At 63.7% G+C, this 19296-nt stretch carries 19 protein-coding genes and 3 pseudogenes; 4 read left to right on the top strand and 18 right to left on the bottom strand.

The genetic code is table 11. The annotated features are described in order from the left end of the window. The 10 genes and pseudogenes from AC629_RS28280 to AC629_RS28325 form a co-directional block, all read right to left on the bottom strand. Nucleotides 1-511: pseudogene (locus AC629_RS28280) on the bottom strand (tol-pal system protein YbgF); the annotation flags it as partial. Nucleotides 512-702: 191 nt separating this feature from the next. Further along, nucleotides 703-1191, bottom strand: coding sequence for a peptidoglycan-associated lipoprotein Pal (gene pal / locus AC629_RS28285; RefSeq protein ID WP_074121319.1), 489 nt, complete (start codon nt 1189-1191; stop codon nt 703-705). A gap of 307 nt (nt 1192-1498) precedes the next feature. Next, nucleotides 1499-2224 (bottom strand): N-acyl amino acid synthase FeeM domain-containing protein, encoded by a 726-nt coding sequence (locus AC629_RS28290; protein ID WP_084808164.1) that lies wholly within the window; start codon nt 2222-2224, stop codon nt 1499-1501. A 191-nt stretch (nt 2225-2415) separates the two neighbouring features. Continuing rightward, complete coding sequence (locus AC629_RS28295) at nt 2416-4746, bottom strand: putative bifunctional diguanylate cyclase/phosphodiesterase (protein WP_084808165.1); 2331 nt, start codon at nt 4744-4746, stop codon at nt 2416-2418. Nucleotides 4747-5001: 255 nt separating this feature from the next. Further along, on the bottom strand, nt 5002-6366 hold the full coding sequence (tolB, locus tag AC629_RS28300) for a Tol-Pal system beta propeller repeat protein TolB (RefSeq protein ID WP_210419120.1): 1365 nt from the start codon (nt 6364-6366) through the stop codon (nt 5002-5004). 23 nt (nt 6367-6389) lie between these two features. Beyond that, nucleotides 6390-7349: a cell envelope integrity protein TolA gene (gene tolA / locus AC629_RS28305; protein WP_084808166.1), complete on the bottom strand. Its 960-nt coding sequence runs from the start codon at nt 7347-7349 to the stop codon at nt 6390-6392. 3 nt (nt 7350-7352) lie between these two features. Continuing rightward, a complete protein-coding gene (gene tolR / locus AC629_RS28310; RefSeq protein WP_028173005.1) occupies nt 7353-7802 on the bottom strand; it encodes a protein TolR in 450 nt (149 codons plus the stop codon). Between the two features lie 55 nt (nt 7803-7857). Continuing rightward, nucleotides 7858-8574 (bottom strand): protein TolQ, encoded by a 717-nt coding sequence (tolQ, locus tag AC629_RS28315; protein WP_074121323.1) that lies wholly within the window; start codon nt 8572-8574, stop codon nt 7858-7860. A gap of 588 nt (nt 8575-9162) precedes the next feature. Then, nucleotides 9163-9873: an SDR family NAD(P)-dependent oxidoreductase gene (locus AC629_RS28320; protein WP_084808167.1), complete on the bottom strand. Its 711-nt coding sequence runs from the start codon at nt 9871-9873 to the stop codon at nt 9163-9165. Nucleotides 9874-9903: 30 nt separating this feature from the next. Continuing rightward, nucleotides 9904-10668 (bottom strand): serine acetyltransferase domain-containing protein, encoded by a 765-nt coding sequence (locus AC629_RS28325; RefSeq protein WP_168195602.1) that lies wholly within the window; start codon nt 10666-10668, stop codon nt 9904-9906. Nucleotides 10669-10999: 331 nt separating this feature from the next. On the opposite strand from AC629_RS28325, the gene AC629_RS28330 reads away from it, so the two are divergent. After that, a complete protein-coding gene (locus AC629_RS28330; RefSeq protein ID WP_084808169.1) occupies nt 11000-12163 on the top strand; it encodes an acyl-CoA desaturase in 1164 nt (387 codons plus the stop codon). A 255-nt stretch (nt 12164-12418) separates the two neighbouring features. On the opposite strand, the gene AC629_RS28335 is transcribed toward AC629_RS28330, so the two are convergent. The 6 genes and pseudogenes from AC629_RS28335 to AC629_RS28365 all read right to left on the bottom strand — a co-directional run bounded on the left by AC629_RS28335 (nt 12419) and on the right by AC629_RS28365 (nt 15776). Then, complete coding sequence (locus AC629_RS28335) at nt 12419-12586, bottom strand: hypothetical protein (protein WP_210419121.1); 168 nt, start codon at nt 12584-12586, stop codon at nt 12419-12421. Nucleotides 12587-12926: 340 nt separating this feature from the next. Beyond that, complete coding sequence (locus AC629_RS28345) at nt 12927-13412, bottom strand: DUF2852 domain-containing protein (RefSeq protein WP_084808171.1); 486 nt, start codon at nt 13410-13412, stop codon at nt 12927-12929. 121 nt (nt 13413-13533) lie between these two features. Then, nucleotides 13534-14275 (bottom strand): annotated as a pseudogene (locus tag AC629_RS28350) (TetR/AcrR family transcriptional regulator). Between the two features lie 127 nt (nt 14276-14402). Beyond that, the gene (locus AC629_RS28355; protein WP_084808172.1) at nt 14403-14765 is read right to left on the bottom strand and encodes a YciI family protein; all 363 of its coding nucleotides are present in this window, start codon (nt 14763-14765) and stop codon (nt 14403-14405) included. Nucleotides 14766-14814: 49 nt separating this feature from the next. Then, nucleotides 14815-15219, bottom strand: a complete 405-nt coding sequence (locus tag AC629_RS28360) for a YciI family protein (RefSeq protein WP_084808173.1) — start codon at nt 15217-15219, stop codon at nt 14815-14817. 191 nt (nt 15220-15410) lie between these two features. Continuing rightward, entirely contained in the window at nt 15411-15776 is a 366-nt protein-coding gene (locus tag AC629_RS28365; protein WP_084808174.1) for a nuclear transport factor 2 family protein, read from the bottom strand. Nucleotides 15777-16116: 340 nt separating this feature from the next. Here AC629_RS28365 and AC629_RS28370 point away from each other — a divergent pair, with 340 nt between their 5' ends. The 3 genes from AC629_RS28370 to AC629_RS49030 all read left to right on the top strand — a co-directional run bounded on the left by AC629_RS28370 (nt 16117) and on the right by AC629_RS49030 (nt 18649). Further along, entirely contained in the window at nt 16117-16905 is a 789-nt protein-coding gene (locus AC629_RS28370) for an SDR family NAD(P)-dependent oxidoreductase (RefSeq protein ID WP_084808175.1), read from the top strand. 120 nt (nt 16906-17025) lie between these two features. Further along, nucleotides 17026-17463, top strand: a complete 438-nt coding sequence (locus tag AC629_RS28375; protein ID WP_084808176.1) for a S49 family peptidase domain-containing protein — start codon at nt 17026-17028, stop codon at nt 17461-17463. Between the two features lie 811 nt (nt 17464-18274). Further along, nucleotides 18275-18649 (top strand): hypothetical protein, encoded by a 375-nt coding sequence (locus tag AC629_RS49030; RefSeq protein ID WP_084808177.1) that lies wholly within the window; start codon nt 18275-18277, stop codon nt 18647-18649. Between the two features lie 108 nt (nt 18650-18757). Here the strand turns inward: AC629_RS49030 and AC629_RS28385 are convergent, their stop codons facing one another. Beyond that, nucleotides 18758-19171, bottom strand: coding sequence for a VOC family protein (locus tag AC629_RS28385; protein WP_084808178.1), 414 nt, complete (start codon nt 19169-19171; stop codon nt 18758-18760). A gap of 38 nt (nt 19172-19209) precedes the next feature. Continuing rightward, nucleotides 19210-19296: pseudogene (locus tag AC629_RS50260) on the bottom strand (polyketide cyclase); the annotation flags it as partial.

A 19296-nucleotide genomic window follows, 5' to 3' on the forward strand; every position in this document is an offset into this window, starting at 1 on the left:
CAGGGGCGCCTGCCGACATCGGCTGTTGCCCGCCGCCGAGCGCACGCGGCACCCCGGGCGCATTGGGATTCTGGTTCGGGTCGAATGCATCGCCGCGGCGGCGAACGCCGGGCGCGCCGGGCGCCGGCTGCTCCTGAACGATCGGCGCGGGAGAAGAGATCTGGGGCTGCTCGTAACCCGGCTGCACGGCCTGCTGCTGCTGGCGATAGGCCGGTGCGGCTTGGCTCGGTGCGATTTGGGCGGGCGGCACCGCCGCGACATTGGGCTGGACCGGCGCCTGGCCGGGCACGACTTGCGCGCCGCCTTCGAGCGCCCGCAGGCGCTCTTCGAGCTGACGGTTGCGGTATTGCAGCTCTTCGTTCTGGCCGGTGAGCTGGCGCAGCTGGCTCTCCAGCCGCTCGATCCGCATCTCAGGATCGACATCTTCCGACTGCGCAAAGACGGGCGAGCACAAAGAGAGCAGCGCGGCGGTCGCCACGGTGCCGGTAATTGCCTTGAATTTCGATGACATCTTGCCCTGACGACGAAAACGACGCGGCATGCGGCGGATCATTCGCCGCGCCACACAATGAAGAAGGGAGTACGCCAAAAATGTGACTGCCACCAAGGGGGTTTCTGTCACAGATCGCTGAAACGAAACCGGCGCCCGAGAGGGGCGCCGGCATAATCCGTTTCTGAAGCTGAACGGCACCTGACTGATCGTCAGGAGCTCGCGTTCAGCACGGTGACGGCACGGCGATTCTGCGACCAGCAGGAGATGTCGTTACAGACGGCCACCGGACGCTCCTTGCCGTAGGAGATCGTGCGCATGCGGTTCGGGTCGATGCCGCGCGAGGCGAGGAACGAACGCACCGACTGGGCGCGGCGGGCGCCGAGCGCGATGTTGTATTCGCGGGTGCCGCGCTCGTCGGCATGACCTTCGATGGTGAAGCTGTAGCGCGGATAGGTCTGGAGCCACTGCGCCTGCTTCTCCAGGGTCACGATCGCCTGCGGGGTCAGATCGGTCTGGTCGCTTTCGAAGAACACGCGGTCACCCACGTTGACGACGAAATCCTGCTGGCTGCCAGGCGTCGCCGCGCTGGCCATCGCATCGGCACCCAGGTTCTTGTTGGCGCAGGCGCCCATCGACAGCGCAACGGCCAGCACCGCGGCCAGCTTCAATCCCTGGAGGATACGCATAGGATGTTTCATTCCGGAGCCTCCACGCTCACGTTAGTCCACTGCTGTCCGGTCTACAGGGGGTTGGTTAAGCGAACGTTCCGTCAACCTTGATGGGACGTTGCCAAAGCCGGTCAAATGCCCCCACCGGCGAAAAGCAACCGCTATGGTTAATGGGTTGTAAATGTGGCGCGAGGGTGAAGGCAAGCCGCGTCGTCGGCAAAAACGCCTGCGTTTGCCGGAATTTTAGGCTCAAATGCCGATGTGGGACGTCGAGAGGACGGGCCAAAAGGCGCGCTGGAACTATGCCCGGCACAATATCAAGAAGCAGAATCAAGAATCAGACGAGAGCGGCGTCCGCCACGAGCACCGGCCGCTGCGGGACCTGGCGTTGGCCACCGCGACCGAACAGCATCCGCCGCTCGAAGGCGGTGGACCGCATGATCGGATAGCGCTCGAACACCTTTTTGCGGAAGGTCGGGAAGTCCGCCGCCATCAGCCCGAACGGCTTGGTGAGGCCGGGAACCAGCCTGGGCTCGGCGATGGTCTCATGCAGGAACACCCGGCGGTAGAAGGCCTGATGCTCGGGGCGCACGATGGCAAGGCCGAGGTCGGCATTGAAATGCTCGCAGGCCATGTAGGCGAGCCGGGTCGTCAGATAGGGCAATTCCGGAACGCGCTTCACCTGGTCGGGATCGGCGACGAAGCGGGTTGGATCGATCATGACCTCGCCGCGATCGAGCCGCGGCAGCAGGATCTCCGGGAAGACATCGGCCGATGTGGACTGGCGCCATTCCGGGGTCAGCACGCTGATGCGCACGGAGCTGCAGAGCTGGCCACGGAGATAGACGCCGAAGGTCCAAGCGTTCGGCAGCTCGTCATAGCGGTCGGTGACCCGGGCTTCCGCCGATTCCTTGACGGCGCCCTCCCGCAGATAGGCGCGATAGCGGAGGTTGTAGATTTCCTCCTTCTCCTCGGCCGTTTCCGCAAGATGATAATCGACGTCGGTCAGGAGCTCCGCACCCCGTCCCACAGCCGAAATGACAGATCTGGCTGAGGACCGCATTCCAACTCCTTACCCCGCAACTCACGACACGCTGGCCTTACGCATTTACACAGGACAACCTGTGCGCGCGTGGTGATTTGTTAACACCCCCTTAACAAGTATGCAAAGCATTCGAGGGGTTAGGGTTAACCCCCTAGGACTACAGCGACCCAGCAACAGCCTGAAATGACGGGACGTTTCGGGAAACAGACTCAGGCGAAGGTGCGCGAGCTGACGAGCTGGAGCAGGCTCTCGCCGCGCCGTCCATGCGAGGCGTTGAGGAGCTGTCGCATCCGCACGGCGGGCACCGGACGGCTGAACAGATAGCCCTGCGCCTCGGTGACGGTGCCGTCGGCGCTGATCAGCTCGAGCTGCTCGTTGGTCTCGATGCCCTCGACCACGACCGACATGCCGAGGTCGGCGGACAGCCGCGCCACGCCGCGCAGAAGCGTCAGCGGGCGGTCGCTGTCGATGCCCTCGAGGAAGGAGCGGTCGATCTTCACCTTCTGCATCGGGAAATTATGCAGGTAGCTGAGGCTCGAATAGCCGGTGCCGAAATCGTCGAGCGAGATGCGCACGCCGAGCGCATGGAGCTGCGAGAGGATGTCGTGGGTGAGCTGGGTGTTGCGCAGCAGCGAGGACTCGGTGATCTCGATCTCGAGCCGATGCGCCGGCAGGCCCGACACTTCGAGCGCGTAGCGGATCTCGCTCAACACGTCGCGCTGGTGGAATTGCTGCGGCGAGAAGTTGACGGCGACGCTGACGCTCTCCGGCCACTTCATGCATTCCATGCAGGCGCGGCGCAGGATCCAGCGGCCGAGATCGACGATCAGGCCCATGTCCTCGGCGACGGGGATGATGTCGACCGGCGAGACCGTGCCGCGCACCGGATGGTTCCAGCGCAGCAGTGCCTCGCAGGTGGTGATCCTGCCGGACCTCAGATTGACCAGCGGCTGATAGAACAGCTCGAACTCCTCGTTGGCGAGCGCCTTGCGCAGGTCGAGCTCGAGGATGCGGCGGGCCTCGACGGTCGCCGCCATCTCGTCGCGGAAGAAGCAGAAGGTACCGCGGCCGTCGGCCTTGGCGCGGTACAGCGCCATGTCGGCGTTCTTCAGCAGCGTATCGGCGCTGACGCGGCCCGGCGAGGTCAGCGCGATGCCGACGCTGGCGCCGATCTCAACCAAGTGATTGTCGATACGGTAGCGCTCGCTCAGCCGCTCGACGATGCGGCGGGCCAGCGCCGCGGCGTCCTCGGGCGCGCTGATGTTCTGCTGGAACACGACGAACTCGTCGCCGCCGAAGCGGGCGACGAAATCCTCCGGCCGCAGCATCTCGCGCAGGCGGTTGGCGACCGCGCACAGCAGCTGGTCGCCGCAGGGATGACCGAGCGTGTCGTTGACCTGCTTGAACTGGTCGAGGTCCACGAACAGCAGCGCAGAGAGCCGTTCGGCATGGTGCGCGTTCGCCAGCAGCCGCTCGATCTCGTCGCGGAAGCTGACCCGGTTGGGCAGCGCGGTGAGCTCATCATAGCGGGCGAGATGGCTGATCCGGGCCTCCGCGTTGGTGCGTTCGGTGATGTCTTCCAGCAGCAGCACGGTGCCGCCGCGGGCCATCGGCTGGAACGTCCAGGCGAGCGTGCGGCCGCGCGAGGGATCCGGATCGGCGGTGACGATCTCGCAGATCCGCGCATGCTCGATCTCGGCCAAGACCTGGTTGCCGCTCTCCGCCGAGATCGACCTGGCGGCGACGCAGGCCGACACGATGTCCGCAGCGGTGGCGCCGCGCTTGACCAGATTCTCGGGCAAGGCCATCAGCTCGCCGAAGCGATGGTTCATCACCGCAAGGCGGCCGTCGGCGCGAAACATGCAAAGGCCGTGCGGCATATTGTTGAGCGCAGTGTCGAACTGGCTCGCCAGCGCGGATTCCCGGAAGCTCGAGGTCAGCGCCTTGACGAAGATCGCATGCAGGCTGAGGTTGATGTTCTTCATGCCGATGAAGAAGAACACGAGCAGGATGGCGAGCCCGACATGGTAGAAGCCGCCATGCAGCAGCAGGGCCAGCGACATCGGACCGCAGGCCAGCGCGACGTGCCACTGGATCACCCGGGGCTGGCCGTAATTTCGGGCGGCGCCGCCCGCGGTGTAGCCGATGCCGATGGCGACACAGAGCATGTCGGCAATCGCATCCTCGTTATTGTAGATGACGACGAAGGCCCACAGGCCGAGTACCGCGGCATAGCTGAGCGCGCCGATCCAGTAGCGCGGCTCCAGATGCTTGGCCTCTTCGAATGACAGTGGGTGCGTTCGGTTTTCGTATCCGCGCATCTGGAAGGCACGCGCGGTGCCGATGGCGATCAGCAGAAACGCGATCGGCCACAGCCAGACATCGCCGGTCTTCAGCGCAGTCATGACCGCGGCCACGGCCGCTGAGGCCGAGCCCAGGAAGATCGCCCAGAAATTCTGCACCATAGAGTTGATCAGAGCGGCGTAGAGTATGGGCTCCAGCTCGTCTCGATCGCTCTGCTTCTGGTCGGCCAGTTGCATTGGCTTGTTACGCGTCCTGTTTGGCGCGTACTTTTACCCAGCCGAGATGAAGCCTTTCTGAGGGAACGTCGTTAAAGTCGAGTTGTTTTTCGGCAATTGCGAACCTGTTTCTGCTGAAATATCAAGCAACTAGGCAAACGCTGCCGGGCACAAGGTAAAGGAAAGCTTGCGTCCCGCGCCGAACCCGAAAAAATCGGCGTGCCTCTTTCGAAAACATCGCGCGTCCAAACGCGCGATGTTTCTAACCCTAGGTTTTTAGCCCGGCGTCGCTGACAGCAGCGGCGACCATGCTGGATCGGAGGCGAAGCCCGGCGTCGGTACTTTCAACTCGTTGCGGCCGGAGATGTCGACGGAGAACAGCGAGGGTCCGCTGTTGCCGCCGGGATCGCGGAAGAACATCACCACGCGGCCGTTCGGCGAGAAGGTGGGGCCTTCGTTGTGGTAGCCGGAGGTGAGGAGCCGCTCGCCGGACCCGTCCGGCTTCATGACTCCAATCGAGAACTGCCCGCCGCCTTGCCTGGTGAAGGCGATGTAGTCGCCGCGCGGCGACCACACCGGCGTCGAATAGGTGGCGTTGGTGTCGTCCTTGGAGAACGAGATGCGCTGCGCCTGTCCGCCGCCCGCCGCCATGACATAGATCTGCGACCTGCCGCCACGATCGGACTCGAAGCAGATGCGGGTGCCGTCTGGCGAGTAAGAAGGAGACGTATCGATCGCCGGCGTGTCGGTGAGGCGCGTGGTCGAGCGCGAGCGCAGGTCCATCACGAACAGGTTGGAATTGCCGCCCTGCTGCAGGCTCATGATGACGCGCTGGCCGTCAGGCGAGAAGCGCGGCGCGAAGGTCATGCCCGGGAAGTTGCCGACGATCTCGCGCTGGCCGGTCTCGATGTTGAAGAGATAAACTCTCGGATCGCCCTGGCCGAACTCCATGTAGGTGATCTCTTGCGAGTTCGGCGAGAAGCGCGGCGTCAGCACGAGGTCGGAGCCGCGGGTCAGATAGCGCACATTGGCGCCGTCCTGGTCCATCATCGCAAGCCGCTTGACCCGGCGCTCCTTCGCGCCGGTCTCATCGACGAACACGACGCGGCTGTCGAAATAGCCCTTCTCGCCGGTCATCCGCTCATAGATCTGGTCGGAGATGATGTGCGCGATGCGCCGCCAGTATTCCGGCGAGGTGAAATATTGCTGGCCGGCGAGCTGCTGGCCGGAGACCACGTCCCACAGGCGGAATTCGGCCTTGAGCCGTCCGTCCGGTTGCCGCGTCATCCGGCCGGTGACCAGCGCCTGGGCGTTGATGGTCTTCCAGTTCTGGAACTGCGGCGCGACGTCGATATTGTTGATGCGCTCGATGAAGGCGGCCTGGTCGATCGGGGCAAACAGGCCCGAGCGCTTCAGGTTATTGGTGATCACCTGCGTGACGCCGTTGCCGACATCGCCATCGGACGGCGAGCCCGGCAGGAAGTTGGTGATCGCGATCGGGATCGGCTGGAATTCGGTGGGATTGATTTGAAGCCGCCCTTGCTGGGCCTGGGCCAAGGCGTGTCCGCTCCCAAGCATCGCCAGCGCCGATCCGCTGACGGTCATGAAACGACGGCGGGTGATCAATCGAGGTTTATTCATCGCAAAATTCTTTTGTTCGGATGTCACAACATGTCTTTCAGGCCGAAGCGCATCGGAATGGTTTTCCAGGTGTCATACTGTTGCTTTGGCAGGAACGAATAGAGCTGACATTGCACGATGGCGCGCTTGCCACTCTCCGCCACCGCCTGAGCGATCGACCGGGACGGTCCTCTCGCCGCAACGACGACCGGCTCGGATGCCAGCGATCCATCGATCTTCATGGAAACATCAATGTCGACTTCGTATTGATCGGCGTCCTGCCCGTTATAAGTCGGCGTGAAACAGCGCCTGACCGCTGACATGAACGCACCTTGCCATGTCGCGACATTCGTGACGGCTTTCCCCGTCGTAGACCCGAGCGAAGCAGACGCATTCAAGGCCGAGCCGGTCAGCTCGTGCCGGGTCGGATCGCGCTTGTCGAGATCGCGCTGGATCTGCGCGGGGTCGAAGGTGCGCTCCTTGGGCTTCGGCTGCTGCTGCGGCTGCACTGCCGCGACCTTGGGCTGGGGCGGCTTGGGCGGCGGCTTCTTCGTTTCCAGCTTCTTCTGGAGCTCGGCGATCGGATCTTCCTTGGCCGGATCAGGCTTCTTCTCCTCCGGCTTCGGCTCTTCTTTTGGCTTGGCCTCGGCGACCGGCTTGGGCGGCTCGGGCTTCTTCTCGACCGGCTTCTCGGCGGGCTTCGGCGGCGGCTCGGGCGTCGAAGTGGTCTTGATCAGCTCTTTCTTCGTGGTGACCTTGCCGACGGCGTCCTCGTCAGGCGGCGCGTCGGAGATCTTCTCGACCTTGGGCTTCGGCTCTTCCTTTTTGCCGGTCTTTTGCCCGGCGGTGATCTGCGCAAGCTGGTCGGTCGAGATGATATCGATCGGCAGCGACTCTTCCGGCGCGATGAAGGCCTTGCTGCTAAAGGTGACCAGCCCCCATCCCAGCACGAGGACATGCAGGGCAATCGACGCAACGAGTGTCTTGTCGACCTTCACGTTCACGGCTTACCCCTGATCCGCTTCCGTGACGAGCGCCAGCTTCTTGAATCCCGCGCCGGACAACAGGCCCATCACCCTGGCCACCGTCCCGTAATCCGCCTTCTTGTCGGCGCGCAGGTAGATGCGTTCCTCGAGCCCGCCGCGCGCGTCCGTGATCGCTTTGAGCTTCGGCACCAGTTCGTTGATCGCGATCTCGGCGTCGTTGATGAACACCTTGCCCTTGATGTCGACCGACATCTGGATCGGCTTCTGGTCGTTCTGCTCAAGGCTCTTGGCCTGGGTCTGAGGCAGGTCGAGCGGCACGCCGACCGTGAGTAGCGGTGCTGACACCATGAAGATAATGAGCAGCACCAGCATCACGTCGACCATCGGCGTGACGTTGATCTCGGCCATGACCGGCTTGCGCCGGCTGCGGCGGCCGCCGCCTCCGGACGAACTCGCAACGTTCATGCCCATGGTGTGCTGCCCAAATTGCCCTTCACACTATACGTGCCGTCATACATGCCGCCCGTCAGCCCCGCTCGTCGATCTGACGCGACAGGATGGCTGAGAATTCATCGGCGAAGCCCTCAAGCCGCTGGGCCTGCCGGTTCACCTCGGAAGTAAACTTATTGTAGAAAATAGTGGCAGGAATGGCGGCGATAAGGCCGACGGCGGTCGCAAACAGCGCCTCGGCGATACCGGGGGCCACCACCGCCAGGGAGGTATTTTTCGACGCCGCGATGGACTGGAAGCTCGACATGATGCCCCACACCGTGCCGAACAGGCCGACAAAGGGGCCGGCGGAGCCGACGGTCGCAAGCACCAGGAGCCGGCGCTCCAGCCGCTCGACCTCGCGCGCGATCGAGACGTTCATCACCTTGTCGATGCGCATCTGAAGACCCGCGACGGAGCGGGCATGGCTCTCGAAGGAACGCTTCCACTCGCGCATCGCCGCGACGAAGCAGGCTGCCATGGAATGCGTCGGCTTGGCCGAGAGCGTGCGGTAAAGTTCCTCGATCGACTCGCCGGACCAGAAGGCCTGCTCGAAGCGGTCCATCGAACGGCGGGTGCGGGCAAACAGGAAGATCTTGTCGATGGCGATCGCCCAGACCCAGACCGAGCAGGACAGAAGTCCCAGCATGACCCCTTTCACGATCCAGTGAGCCTGCCAGAACAACGCGATCAGCGACACGTCCGCGGAAGCGGCAACCGGAAGGGCTGACTGGGCCACGTCGGCCGGATTCATAAGCAGTATCCTCTCAAGGCGGTCGTTACCTGATGTCTCCGGCCAGCAAATGACCGCCGGTTCCCCAACAGCCGCGCAAACCGGCGCAGCTGGCAAGCCCGCTCTAAGCCTTGTCTTTCTGGGGTGCAGGGGCTCGTCCAAAGCCGGCCGCCTGCATTCCCTGCCAAGATGTCAAAACTAAGGGCCTCGACCCGGGGCCTTGCCTTCGGGCTCCGGGCGCGATGGTCCGCGATTACCAGAGCCCGGCGTTGGTTAATGCGGGGTTACCAGTGGCGAAATTGCTGCGGGAAAGACAGGCAGCACAGGGGGATGGGGGCGCGTCAGTTGGTAGAGATGGTGCTGCGTGGCGCTTGCCGGATTGGAAGCTGCCAGCCCGAGCAAGGTCAGTTCCCTCCCCCTTGCGGGGGAGGGCTAGGGAGAGGGGTGCCCCACGGGGACTCTCACCGTGACTAAGAACAGTTAGCGCGCTCAACGAACACCTTTTCCTGGGCTACCCCCCTTCCCTGCCCTTCCCCGCAAGGGGGGAGGGAGCGCAGCGCGCCGGGTGGCACCACCGCGCGTTTTGAAGGACGGCTCGGGCTGCCCTCCTCACCACCTCTCCTTCGAGGTCCGCACATCGACCTCGAACGACCATGCGCGCTCCGGCTGGCGGTAAAGGAAGGCGAAGGCATCGACGATGCCCTCGATGTCGATCAGGCTGTCCTCGCGGCCGGCCGCATCCGGAAAGCGCGTCAGGATCTTGTCGCCGGCGATCGCGCCGTCGACCACGACATGGCCGACATGGATGCCGTCGCTCGCATATTCCTTGGCCATGGCCTGCGCCAACGTGCGCAGGCCGGCCTTGGCCGAGTTGAAGGCGCCATAGCCGCAGCGCCCGCGCAGCGAGGCGCTGGCGCCGGTGAAGAGCAGCGTGCCGGCCTTCTTCGGCGCCATGCGGCGCACTGCCTCGCGGCCAAACAGGAAACCGCCGAAGCACACCACGCGCCAGGCTTGCTCGAAATAGTCGGCCTCCATCTCGATGATTTTGCCGGGCGTGTTGTTGCCGGCGTTGTAGATGGCGAGGTCGAGGTTTTCGCCGGCTGCATCGAACAGCGCGGCGACGTCGCTCTCCTTGGTCGCGTCCGCGACGAAGGGGACAGCCGCCCCGCCCGCCTTCCCGATATCGCCGGCAACCGCCTGCAACGCAGACAGCGTCCGCCCCGCGACGATCACCTTGAGCCCGTCGGCTGCAAAGCGCTTGCAGAGCCGGGCCCCGAGCCCGCGGTCGGGACCGACGCCGATCACGATTGCCGTCTTCATTTGCACGTCTCCTGGAGATCGATTGATGGCTCAGGCCGCGGAGGCGGGTTCGGGGCAGTTGGTCAGCCGCGCGGGATTGCCGACCGCGGTGCAGCCACCGGGAACGTCGTCCGTCACGACAGTACCAGCACCAATCTTCGCAAGATCGCCGATGCTGATGTCGCCGAGGATGGTCGCGCCGGCGCCTATGAAGGCGCCGCGGCCGATGCGCGGCGAGCGCGTCGGCAGTTCACCGCGGCGGCCGATGCTGACATTCTGGAGGATGGTGACCTCGTCGCCGATGACGACGTTGGCGCCGATCACGATGCCCGTGGCATGGTCGAGATAGACGGACGACCCGATGCTGGCGGCCGGATGAATGCTGACTTGCAAGACGTTCGACGCCTCGTTCTGAAACAGCAGTGCCGCATCGATGTGGCCGCAACGCCAGAGCCAGTTCGAGACGCGCCAGGCCTGCAGCGCCACATAGCCCTTGAAATGCAGCAGCGGCGGCAACAGGCCGCGGACGGCGGGATCGCGGTCCACGATGGCGTGCAAATCGCGGCCGGCCGTTTCGATCAGCTCCGGCTGGCCGCGCAACGCGTCGAGAGAAAAAGCTTTGAAACGCGCGCGTTCGGCCGCGCCGGCACCAAGCCGCCGCCCGATCAGATCGGCCAGAGCCGCCGCAAAATCATCTTGGGCAAGAATGGCATCAGCAAGGACCTTGCCGAACACGGGATCGGCAGCAGTCGCGCGCTGCGCCTCGTCGCGTATCTTCTGCCAGAGGCTATCGTTCGTCGCGGTCGCAGCTGCCATCATCGCCGCCTGCGGTGTTTTGACGCTTCCTTCTCACGTGTCGAATATAGGCCGTGGGCGGCCCGCGCGCCACACCGCATCAGCGGCAGGCGTGGCGATCCAAGCGCCGCGCCGCAGCTCCCCGTGAAGCTACGAGCTTGCATGCCAGGCATCCGCAACCATATGGTCAATCGAGTTTTCGGCCGACGCTGCTTTGGCCAGGGGTGTACACGCAAAGCATCTCGTTCAAGCCCCGCGGTGGTCCGCCATCCGCGGGTTTTTCGTGCGCGGCAGCCTTCGGCGCTGCTGAAGCAAATCCCTGATCCTCGTCACCCAAAGGTCACGCTGAAATATGTCGCCCAACGCCCCTGCCGACGACCATCACGACGACATTATGTACCCCTCTGCCGTGCCGTTCCTGTTGGTCCATCTCGGCTGCGCTGCGGCCATCTGGTCAGGCGTCACCTGGCAGGCCGTCGCGATCTGCGGTTCACTGTATGTCGTGCGCATGTTTGCAATCGGCGCAGGCTACCACCGCTATTTTTCCCATCGGGCTTTTGCGACCGGCCGGGTGTTTCAGTTCGTCCTCGCCTGCCTCGCGCAAAGCAGCGCGCAGAAGAGCGTTTTGTGGTGGGCGGCCAAGCATCGACATCATCATCTGCATTCTGATACCGAAATCGACGTGCATTCACCGCGTCATCGCGGCTTCCTGTACAGCCATCTCGGCTGGATTTTTTCCCGGCAGCACGACGCGACCGACCTCGTGAAAGTCGGCGATCTCGCGCGCTATCCGGAACTGATGTGGCTGCATCGGCTGGAACTCCTGCCGGCCGTTGCGCTTGCAGCGCTCTGCTTCCTGGTTGCGGGGTGGTCGGGTCTGGTGGTCGGCTTCCTGTGGAGCACGGTGCTGCTCTATCACGCGACCTTCTGCATCAATTCCCTCGCCCATGTGCATGGACGGAAACGATACGTGACGGGCGATGATTCCCGCAACAACTGGCTGTTGGCGTTGTTCACCCTGGGTGAGGGCTGGCACAACAATCACCACGCCTACCAAAGCAGCGTACGACAGGGCTTTCGCTGGTGGGAAGTCGACGTGACCTATTACATCCTGAAGGCCTTGTCTTGGTTCGGCGTCGTCTGGAACATGAAGGCACCGCCGGACCTGGTGCTGCGCAACGAGCAGCCGCTCGGCTCGCGGGTCATCCATCGGGCGGCCCGCGAGCTTGCGGGACGGTTCGACGCGCAGGCTTTGGCGCACGCGATCTCGTCGGCGCTGCACCGAGCCGATCTGGCCCAGCTGCAACTGCCAACGCTGCACGACATCTTCAATCGCGCCCATGAAGGCGTCGATGCGCTGACGCATCTGCATCTGCCGAAGATTCCGACCCGCGACGAGTTTCTCGCCGAGGCCAAGGCGATCTTCGCGCGAACGCGATCGCTCAACGAGATCGTGGATCACGCCTACGAACACTTCCTGGCTTCGGTTCGCGCACAACTCGCCACGACGAGCTGAGTCTCGCGGCCATGCGTTACAGCACGGCGCCACTCATGTCGCCGGGACGTGTCGGTCACGCGCGCGTCTTCGCCGGGTCTGCTTGCGCAGGCTGAGCGCAAACAGCCAGCCGCCTGCCGCAGCGAAGACGGGCAGGACATAGAGCGCGCAAAATCGCGGAGCAGGATCATGGGTCGAGGCCCGCTGCTGCAACGAGATGGCGCGCCTCAGCGCGAACGCGGCGAGGGTATAAAGGCCGAGGCTGAGAAAGAGCTTCTAGGACTCGCCGACCTGCCAGTGCGGAGAGAGTTCGACCTTCGTCGGCCATCCATTGAGAAACGCGATCGCAAGCGGCACCGAGGCACCGTATCGATCGAACAGCGCAGACACGCGCTCGAGAAGTGCGATCCATTGCCTGATCTGCTTGCGTCCAGCGTTCGTCATGGCCGTACCCGTCTGCGCGCGGAAAGCACACGCTCAGGGTTTGGTCGAGGCCCGCACGGATCGGGTTCTATGGTGCCTGGTTCTGGATAGGCACAGGCGCATCCACACCGTCATGGCCGGGCTTGTCCCGGCCATCCACGTCCTACCCCGCCCCAAGAACGTGGATACCCGGGACATAGGCGAGCGGAAGCGACGCCGTCCTTCGGACGGCTATGCCCGGGCATGACGAACCGCACTCCTCAAACCAAACCGCCCGCCTGCGGGTTGCGCAGACGGGCGGCTCGGGGCCATCAGGACTTTGGGGGCATGCGCCTGAAGGCTTTGAGATGTGGGCCCCAGATCAGCCCTGCGGCTGGTCGGTCGGCGGCGGGGTCGGGCGCGTCTTGTGCTGCGCCATGAACTGGTCGAACTCTTCCTTGTCCTTGGCGTGACGCAGACGGTCGAGGAAGTTCTTGAACTCGACCTGCTCTTCCTCGAGCCGGCGCAGCGTTTCGGTGCGGTACTCGTCGAAGGCGCGATTGCCGGAGGACGGCGGGCCGAAGCCAAAGCCAAAACCGCGGCGCTCCATACGGTCACGCATGCGATCCATCTTGTACTGCATCCGCTCCATCTTGTTCTGCCAGCGATCCTGGTTGCTCCAGCACGACATTCTTCTGCTCCCGAGTGTGAAAAAGAGAAGGGCAAGTCCGATCGGCCACCAGATGATGAAGCCGAGGATGGTCACGGCAATCCAGCCGGGATGCCAGGGCGTATCGAGCATGTGGGGGCGCTCATAGCGTTGGTCCGAAGGGCCGCGCCATCGATTGACATCAGCGGTGTAGGCCATTTCCCATCTCCATCACGGCACCAGCGCCGTTGTGAATGTAAATAACATTTACATAGCTAGACCATCCCGCGATTTTGTCAAGCCGACCGCCAGACAGGGCGGGCGAATTATTTGCGTAATTTTATTTCGGCTTGCCCCAGGGGCCGCCGGGAGGCACGCCAGAACCGGAGGACGCCTCCGGTGGCACCGGCGGCGGCTCGGTGCCCTTGGCCGGGGGACGGCGATCGGTCGGGAAGCCGAGACCGCGCAGATAGATCAGCACCTCGGCTTCGAGCAGCTCTTCCGGCGACATCGGCAGTTTTCGGCGCGCGGCATCGCCACGGGAAAACAGCGAGGCGACGCCATGCGCCATCGACCAGATGTGCAGCGCCATCATCATTGCAGGAGGGCGAGGTATGCCGGGGGGGCGCGAGTGCCGCGAGGCGCTCGGCCGCGGCGCGAATGATGTTGAAGGCGCGTTCGCTCGCGGCCTGCAGCGCTGGATTGGCATCGACCGGCAGGCCGGACTCGAACATCGCATTGTAGAAGGCGGGCTCCTCGCGGGCGAAGGCGAGATAGGCCTTGCCGACGCGCTCGAACGCCGTGACCGTATCGGGCCGCCCGTCGTCCCAGGCCGCGGTCAGGCGCGCTTCGAACTGCTCGAAGCCGCGCTGGGCGATCGAGGACAACAGCTCGTCGCGGTCGCGGAAATGCCGGTAGGGCGCCGCCGCGCTAACGCCGGCCATGCGCGCGGCATCAGCAAAGGTGAAGCCGGCCGCGCCCTTCTCGGCGATCAGCCCGAGGGCGGCCTGCAACAGGGCTTCCTTGAGATTACCGTGGTGGTAGCCGCGCTCGGCGCGGCCCTGCTCCTTGCGCCAGCTCATGTGAACGACTTTTACATGAGCCCGGCGTGAAGGTCACTAGCGGCAGTGGGGCGTGATTAACCCGTATTTCCACGGGTCGTTCTCGCGGTCCGGGGGCGGCTCTGTCGAGCCGCCCCTGGAGGCCGGGTTAACCGCCCGGGATCGGCAGCACCGGCATAATCTCGACGCGCTCGCCGGGGAAGATCGCAAAGTGCGGATGGTTCTCGAACATTTTTGCCGCGGCTTCATGGGAGGCGGCGCGGACCACGGTGAAGGCGCCCATCTCGTTGGCGATGTCGGCGACGCCCTTTCCGTCGACCTTCTTGGTCTTGCCGAGCGGGCCGCCCATGGTCTGGATCGCGCCTTGGTGCTTCTCGACCCAGCCCTTCCAGGCCGCCATGCCCTCCTGCTCTTTCGCCTTGCGCTCGGCGTCGGACATCGCATTCCACGCGGCCCATTTCGGGCTGTTCTTGCTGCCGAGGAAAACGGCGAGATAGGTGTCGGTGCTCATCGGTCGCTTCTCCTTTGTTGATCGATTGAACGCGGTGGGTCGTTGCTAACTACTTCTTGAGGTCGTCGAAGCCGGCCACGACCTCCTGCACGTCAGGCGGAAAATCCGCTATCTCCTGCACTTGCCGGATCTCAATGACTTCGTTCGGCGACGCCGGACACTTCCTGGCCCAGGCGATCGCTTCCTCGCGCGAGGCAACCTCGATCATCCAGTAGCCGCCCAGGACTTCCTTGGCTTCGGTGAAGGGGCCGTCGGTCACAACGGGCACGCCGGTCGCAAACGAGACGCGCGCGCCGGTGGACGGCGGATGCAGGCCGTCGAGCGTGATCAGCACGCCGGCATCCTTCAGCGCCTCGTTGTAGCGCATCATCGCGGCAATACGCTCGGGATCGAGTGGAACGTCCGCCGGCGCACTCTCGTAGCCGAGCGGGATCATCAGCATCATGAAACGCATGGTGGTCCTGTTTTCACTATCATTCCGGAATGCGCCGCAAGGCGCAGGTCCGGAATCCATTGATCGACATTATCTTGGGTCCCGGCCGTTACTGGCCTGTGCTCCCTCATAAGACGAACGGGGTTTTACAGAACCGACAGGCCCGCGGAAATTATTTCGGAGGTCATTTTTCCGAAGATCATGCCGAACCGCTAGCGCGACTGCGGGAGAAAACGATCGTCCTGACGGGCCGCGCCGAAATAGACCTCGATGCGGCGGACCTTGCCGCCTTCAAAGGTGAAGAACTCCGTGTTCCGGAAGCTCCTGCCATCTCTTGCCAGGCAGTGGTAGGTGACGAAGGCCTCATTGCCCCGGACGAAGATGCGCTCGATATCGTGGCGGGCGATCCAACCGGCGTCGCGCCAACAGCGCTCGAAATAGGTCGCCTTGTCGAGGTCGTCATCGAACGGACTGGTGAAACGGAAATCATCGGTGAGTGCATCGCTAACCTGTTGCCGGTCGTTGGCGAGATAGGCGGCGAAAAGGTTTCGAATCAGGCGTTCGAAGTCATCGGGCATCGGTCGGTCTCCAGAGACGAAGTCCCATGCAAGACGATGCAGAAGCGGCGACACCGACAATTTGCGGCAGCGCTCCTTGCGCGAAACGGGAAATATTTCTCAAATGTCGCCCGCGACCGCTGACATATCCGCCAACATGCAGCACGCCTCGGCGGAGTTGTCGTAGGCTAAATCTCTATATCCGTCATCCCCGCACAACCGAGAAGCAGTTACGCGGGGGGTGACGGTTCCGGCGTTTCTGCTTGCCCTCGCCTGCCTCTTCCTCGCCCGGACGAAAGCGCAGTAGAAGGAGCGCGCGCCCGCGCGCGACCACCCTTTTCGACACAGGACAGATCAGCCAATGCCGCAAGCCCCGCAAAAAGTCGCCCTCGTCACCGGAGCCGCGCGCGGCATCGGGCTTGCGACCGCGAAGAAATTCCTGGCCGAGGGCTGGCGCGTGGCGCTGCTCGACATCGAGGGCGAGTTGCTTAGGCATGCGATCGTCGAAATCGGCCAAAGCGAGGCAACGCTGGCGCTCACCTGCGACGTCTCGGACGCGACCGCGGTTGGCGCCGCGATGACGACGATCGAGCGGCAGTTCGGCCGGCTCGACGCGCTCGTCAACAATGCCGGGATCGCCGTATTCGCGCCAATGATGGAGACGTCGGAAGCCGACTGGCGCCGCGTGCTCGACGTCAATCTCACCGGCCCGTTCCTGTGCACCAAGGCCGCGGTGCCACTGATGCGCGACGGCAATGGCGGCGCGATCGTCAACATCACCTCGATCTCGGCCGTGCGCGCCTCGACGTTGCGCTCGGCCTACGGCACCAGCAAGGCGGGACTCGCGCACCTGACCAAGCAACTCGCGGTCGAGCTCGCCTCGCTCAACATCCGCGTCAACGCGGTCGCGCCGGGACCGGTCGACACCGCGATGGCGAAGCAGGTGCACACCAAGGAGATCCGAGCCGACTACCACGACGCCATTCCGCTCAACCGCTACGGCCTGGAAGAGGAACTCGCCGAAGCGATCTACTTCCTTTGCTCAGGAAGCGCGAGTTACATCACCGGCCAAATTTTGGCCGTCGATGGAGGCTTCGATGCGGCGGGTATCGGCCTGCCGACGCTGCGCGGCCAGCGCCGCAACGGGTAGGCACGAGACTTGTAAGGTGAGCAAAGGCGCGCAAGTGCCGTGCTCACCATCGTTCCGGATGCGTGGCACTTTGGTGGGCACGCTACGCTTTGTTACGGGATCGAGTTTGTGGAGTGGTTCATGCGACGCGTCACTTTCACCAAAATCTTGCTGCTCGCCGCGGCCCTGCTCGCGTCCGCGTCTGCAGAAGCCGAAGTCCGCATCATCGAGAGCCCGGGCGGACAGGTCGGGCCGTTCCTCGACCTGTTCGAGAAGGTGCGCGAGAGCGGCGACCGCGTGGTGATCGACGGTCCCTGCCTGTCCGCCTGCACGCTGGTGCTGAGCATCGTGCCGGGCAATCGCATCTGCGTCACGAAACGCGCCGTGCTCGGCTTCCATGCGGCGCGTTCGGTCGACCGGCGCGGGCGCTTTTATGCCGAACCGGAAGCATCCGACGCAGTGCTTGCTGCCTATCCCGACCCGGTGCGCGACTGGATCGACCGCCACGGCGGCCTCACCTCGCGGTTGCTTTTACTCAGAGGGCGCGACCTCGCCGCGATCTATCCGCGCTGCCGATAAGGATCCATCCGGCCGCAGTCAGCATTGTGACCGGGTTGAATCCACTCCTGTCCGGCGATTAGGCAATCTTGCAAAATTCCGGCTCCTGGGGACGTTGAATCCGCTCAACCGCTTCGCATTGCCTGCCCAATTTAAGCGGTTTCCGGCTTTTCCTAGCCGTCTATGATGGTGCCGGCCAGGCTGAGGCCGCTCCGGGGCGCGATGACCGCGGGGATCGGCTCAGGCGCGCAGGCTGCGCTCGCACCGTCAGAGCCCGCCTGAGAGGTGACGGGCCGCCGCGGCGGGGACCGCCGCCCGCGCGGACGGTGCGGCTACATCGTTTCGATGATCGTGATCGCGAGCGTCAGCTTCACGCTCGTCGCATTGCTCGTCAGCTAGCAGGCGCACGCGCCGGAGGAATTGCGCCGGCTCCACGCTCGCCCGGCCTAATAGAAGCTGTGGATCGTCTGCGCCAATTCCAGGCTTGCGCAGATGAGCATGCCCCAAAGTGCAAAATTAATCTGTAGCGCCGCTGCCATCGGTCGCTCCCCTTCCTAGTTACGCCCACCCCAGTTTGTAAAATTTATGAAGCAATTAATAACGATTCTGCGCAGAGTTCACAGCCCAATATTGCGCCAGTTGTTGTGCGATGCGGTCAGTATCATTTCACGAAGCGGCCTCACTGCTCTCGCAAAGTGGTGCGAATCGAGACTCCAAATTCGGATATTCGGCCATGCCGGCCACGCCGTTTGCCTTAAGTTCCATTTAACCGGCGCGATGCAAACCTTCCCACGCGGATTTTGCGTGTCGCGTACCGCACCAAAGGTCCGGCATGATACGACTCGGCTTCGTCTTGCTCACTTTTTGCGCAGCGCTCATGGGATGCGCAGTCGCGCCGGCGCAGGAGCGTCGTCCAATCGCATGGGATGGCTTCGGCCAAGACCCGAACCGAGCCCCGAACCGAGCCTCGAACCGGCCTCCTGTCACAAAACGGCGCGCGGCGACTTACGCCCCTGCAGAGAGCGATCCGAATCAGGAACGGGAAAGAGTGCTCGGCACCCTGCGCCCCTACTCCGACGCATGGTGGGCTGTCCAAGACGAGATCGAGGCTGAGAACGACGGGCAGCTCGGCACGAAGCTCGTGATCTGCCCTCGCTGCGTTCAGTCGCCGCCGCCCAGCGAGGACGTAACCGGATCGATCCGGTGAGAAGGCCTACAGCCGATCGGCCGTTCGACATTCACGACTTTATAGGTGTCCCTCTCCCGTAACGGCAGGGAGAGGGATCAGTCGTGGCGCAGCAGGCGATCGCGCCTGTTACATTCCCTCTGCCGGGCAGTTCACCATCCAGGGGATACCGAACTTGTCGACGCACATGCCAAAGCCCTTGGCCCAGAATGTCTTGCTGAAGGGCATGGTCACCGTGCCGCCATCCGCGAGCGCATTGAACTTGCGCTCGGCTTCCGCCGCATCGGTCAGCGTGATCGAGATGGAAAAGCCCTGCGGCTTGTGAAAGTGCTCGGGCGGCGCGTCGGAGCCCATCAGCACGCTTCCGCCGGGCAGCGACATCCGCGCGTGCATGATCGTCTTCTCGCGGCCAACTGCGCCCGGCGTGTCCGGCGGCGCGTCCGAGACACGCATCATGGCGTCGATCTTGCCGCCGAGAACCTTGGCATAGAAATTGAACGCCGCTTCGCAGGTGTCCTGATAGAACAGATAGGGATTGAGCATCGCTTCTCTCCTCTTCGTTTCCTTGAGGTGCGAGGCCGTTACTTCTCGGTGAGCTTCTTCAAGCTGGCGAGCCCGGCCTCAAAGTCCTTGCCGATCATGCTGTCCATGTTGAGGAAGACCTGCAT

The sequence above is a fragment of the Bradyrhizobium sp. NAS80.1 genome, assembly GCF_001908205.1.
In the GTDB taxonomy this organism is placed as follows: Bacteria; Pseudomonadota; Alphaproteobacteria; order Rhizobiales; family Xanthobacteraceae; genus Bradyrhizobium.

Coding starts and splice junctions, on each gene's coding strand:
- pal (WP_074121319.1), bottom strand. CDS start 1,191: ATGAAACATCCTATGCGTATCCTCCAGGGATTGAAGCTGGCCGCGGTG.
- AC629_RS28290 (WP_084808164.1), bottom strand. CDS start 2,224: ATGCGGTCCTCAGCCAGATCTGTCATTTCGGCTGTGGGACGGGGTGCG.
- AC629_RS28295 (WP_084808165.1), bottom strand. CDS start 4,746: ATGCAACTGGCCGACCAGAAGCAGAGCGATCGAGACGAGCTGGAGCCC.
- tolB (WP_210419120.1), bottom strand. CDS start 6,366: ATGAATAAACCTCGATTGATCACCCGCCGTCGTTTCATGACCGTCAGC.
- tolR (WP_028173005.1), bottom strand. CDS start 7,802: ATGGGCATGAACGTTGCGAGTTCGTCCGGAGGCGGCGGCCGCCGCAGC.
- tolQ (WP_074121323.1), bottom strand. CDS start 8,574: ATGAATCCGGCCGACGTGGCCCAGTCAGCCCTTCCGGTTGCCGCTTCC.
- AC629_RS28320 (WP_084808167.1), bottom strand. CDS start 9,873: ATGAAGACGGCAATCGTGATCGGCGTCGGTCCCGACCGCGGGCTCGGG.
- AC629_RS28325 (WP_168195602.1), bottom strand. CDS start 10,668: ATGGCAGCTGCGACCGCGACGAACGATAGCCTCTGGCAGAAGATACGC.
- AC629_RS28330 (WP_084808169.1), top strand. CDS start 11,000: ATGTCGCCCAACGCCCCTGCCGACGACCATCACGACGACATTATGTAC.
- AC629_RS28335 (WP_210419121.1), bottom strand. CDS start 12,586: ATGACGAACGCTGGACGCAAGCAGATCAGGCAATGGATCGCACTTCTC.
- AC629_RS28345 (WP_084808171.1), bottom strand. CDS start 13,412: ATGGCCTACACCGCTGATGTCAATCGATGGCGCGGCCCTTCGGACCAA.
- AC629_RS28355 (WP_084808172.1), bottom strand. CDS start 14,765: ATGAGCACCGACACCTATCTCGCCGTTTTCCTCGGCAGCAAGAACAGC.
- AC629_RS28360 (WP_084808173.1), bottom strand. CDS start 15,219: ATGCGTTTCATGATGCTGATGATCCCGCTCGGCTACGAGAGTGCGCCG.
- AC629_RS28365 (WP_084808174.1), bottom strand. CDS start 15,776: ATGCCCGATGACTTCGAACGCCTGATTCGAAACCTTTTCGCCGCCTAT.
- AC629_RS28370 (WP_084808175.1), top strand. CDS start 16,117: ATGCCGCAAGCCCCGCAAAAAGTCGCCCTCGTCACCGGAGCCGCGCGC.
- AC629_RS28375 (WP_084808176.1), top strand. CDS start 17,026: ATGCGACGCGTCACTTTCACCAAAATCTTGCTGCTCGCCGCGGCCCTG.
- AC629_RS49030 (WP_084808177.1), top strand. CDS start 18,275: ATGATACGACTCGGCTTCGTCTTGCTCACTTTTTGCGCAGCGCTCATG.
- AC629_RS28385 (WP_084808178.1), bottom strand. CDS start 19,171: ATGCTCAATCCCTATCTGTTCTATCAGGACACCTGCGAAGCGGCGTTC.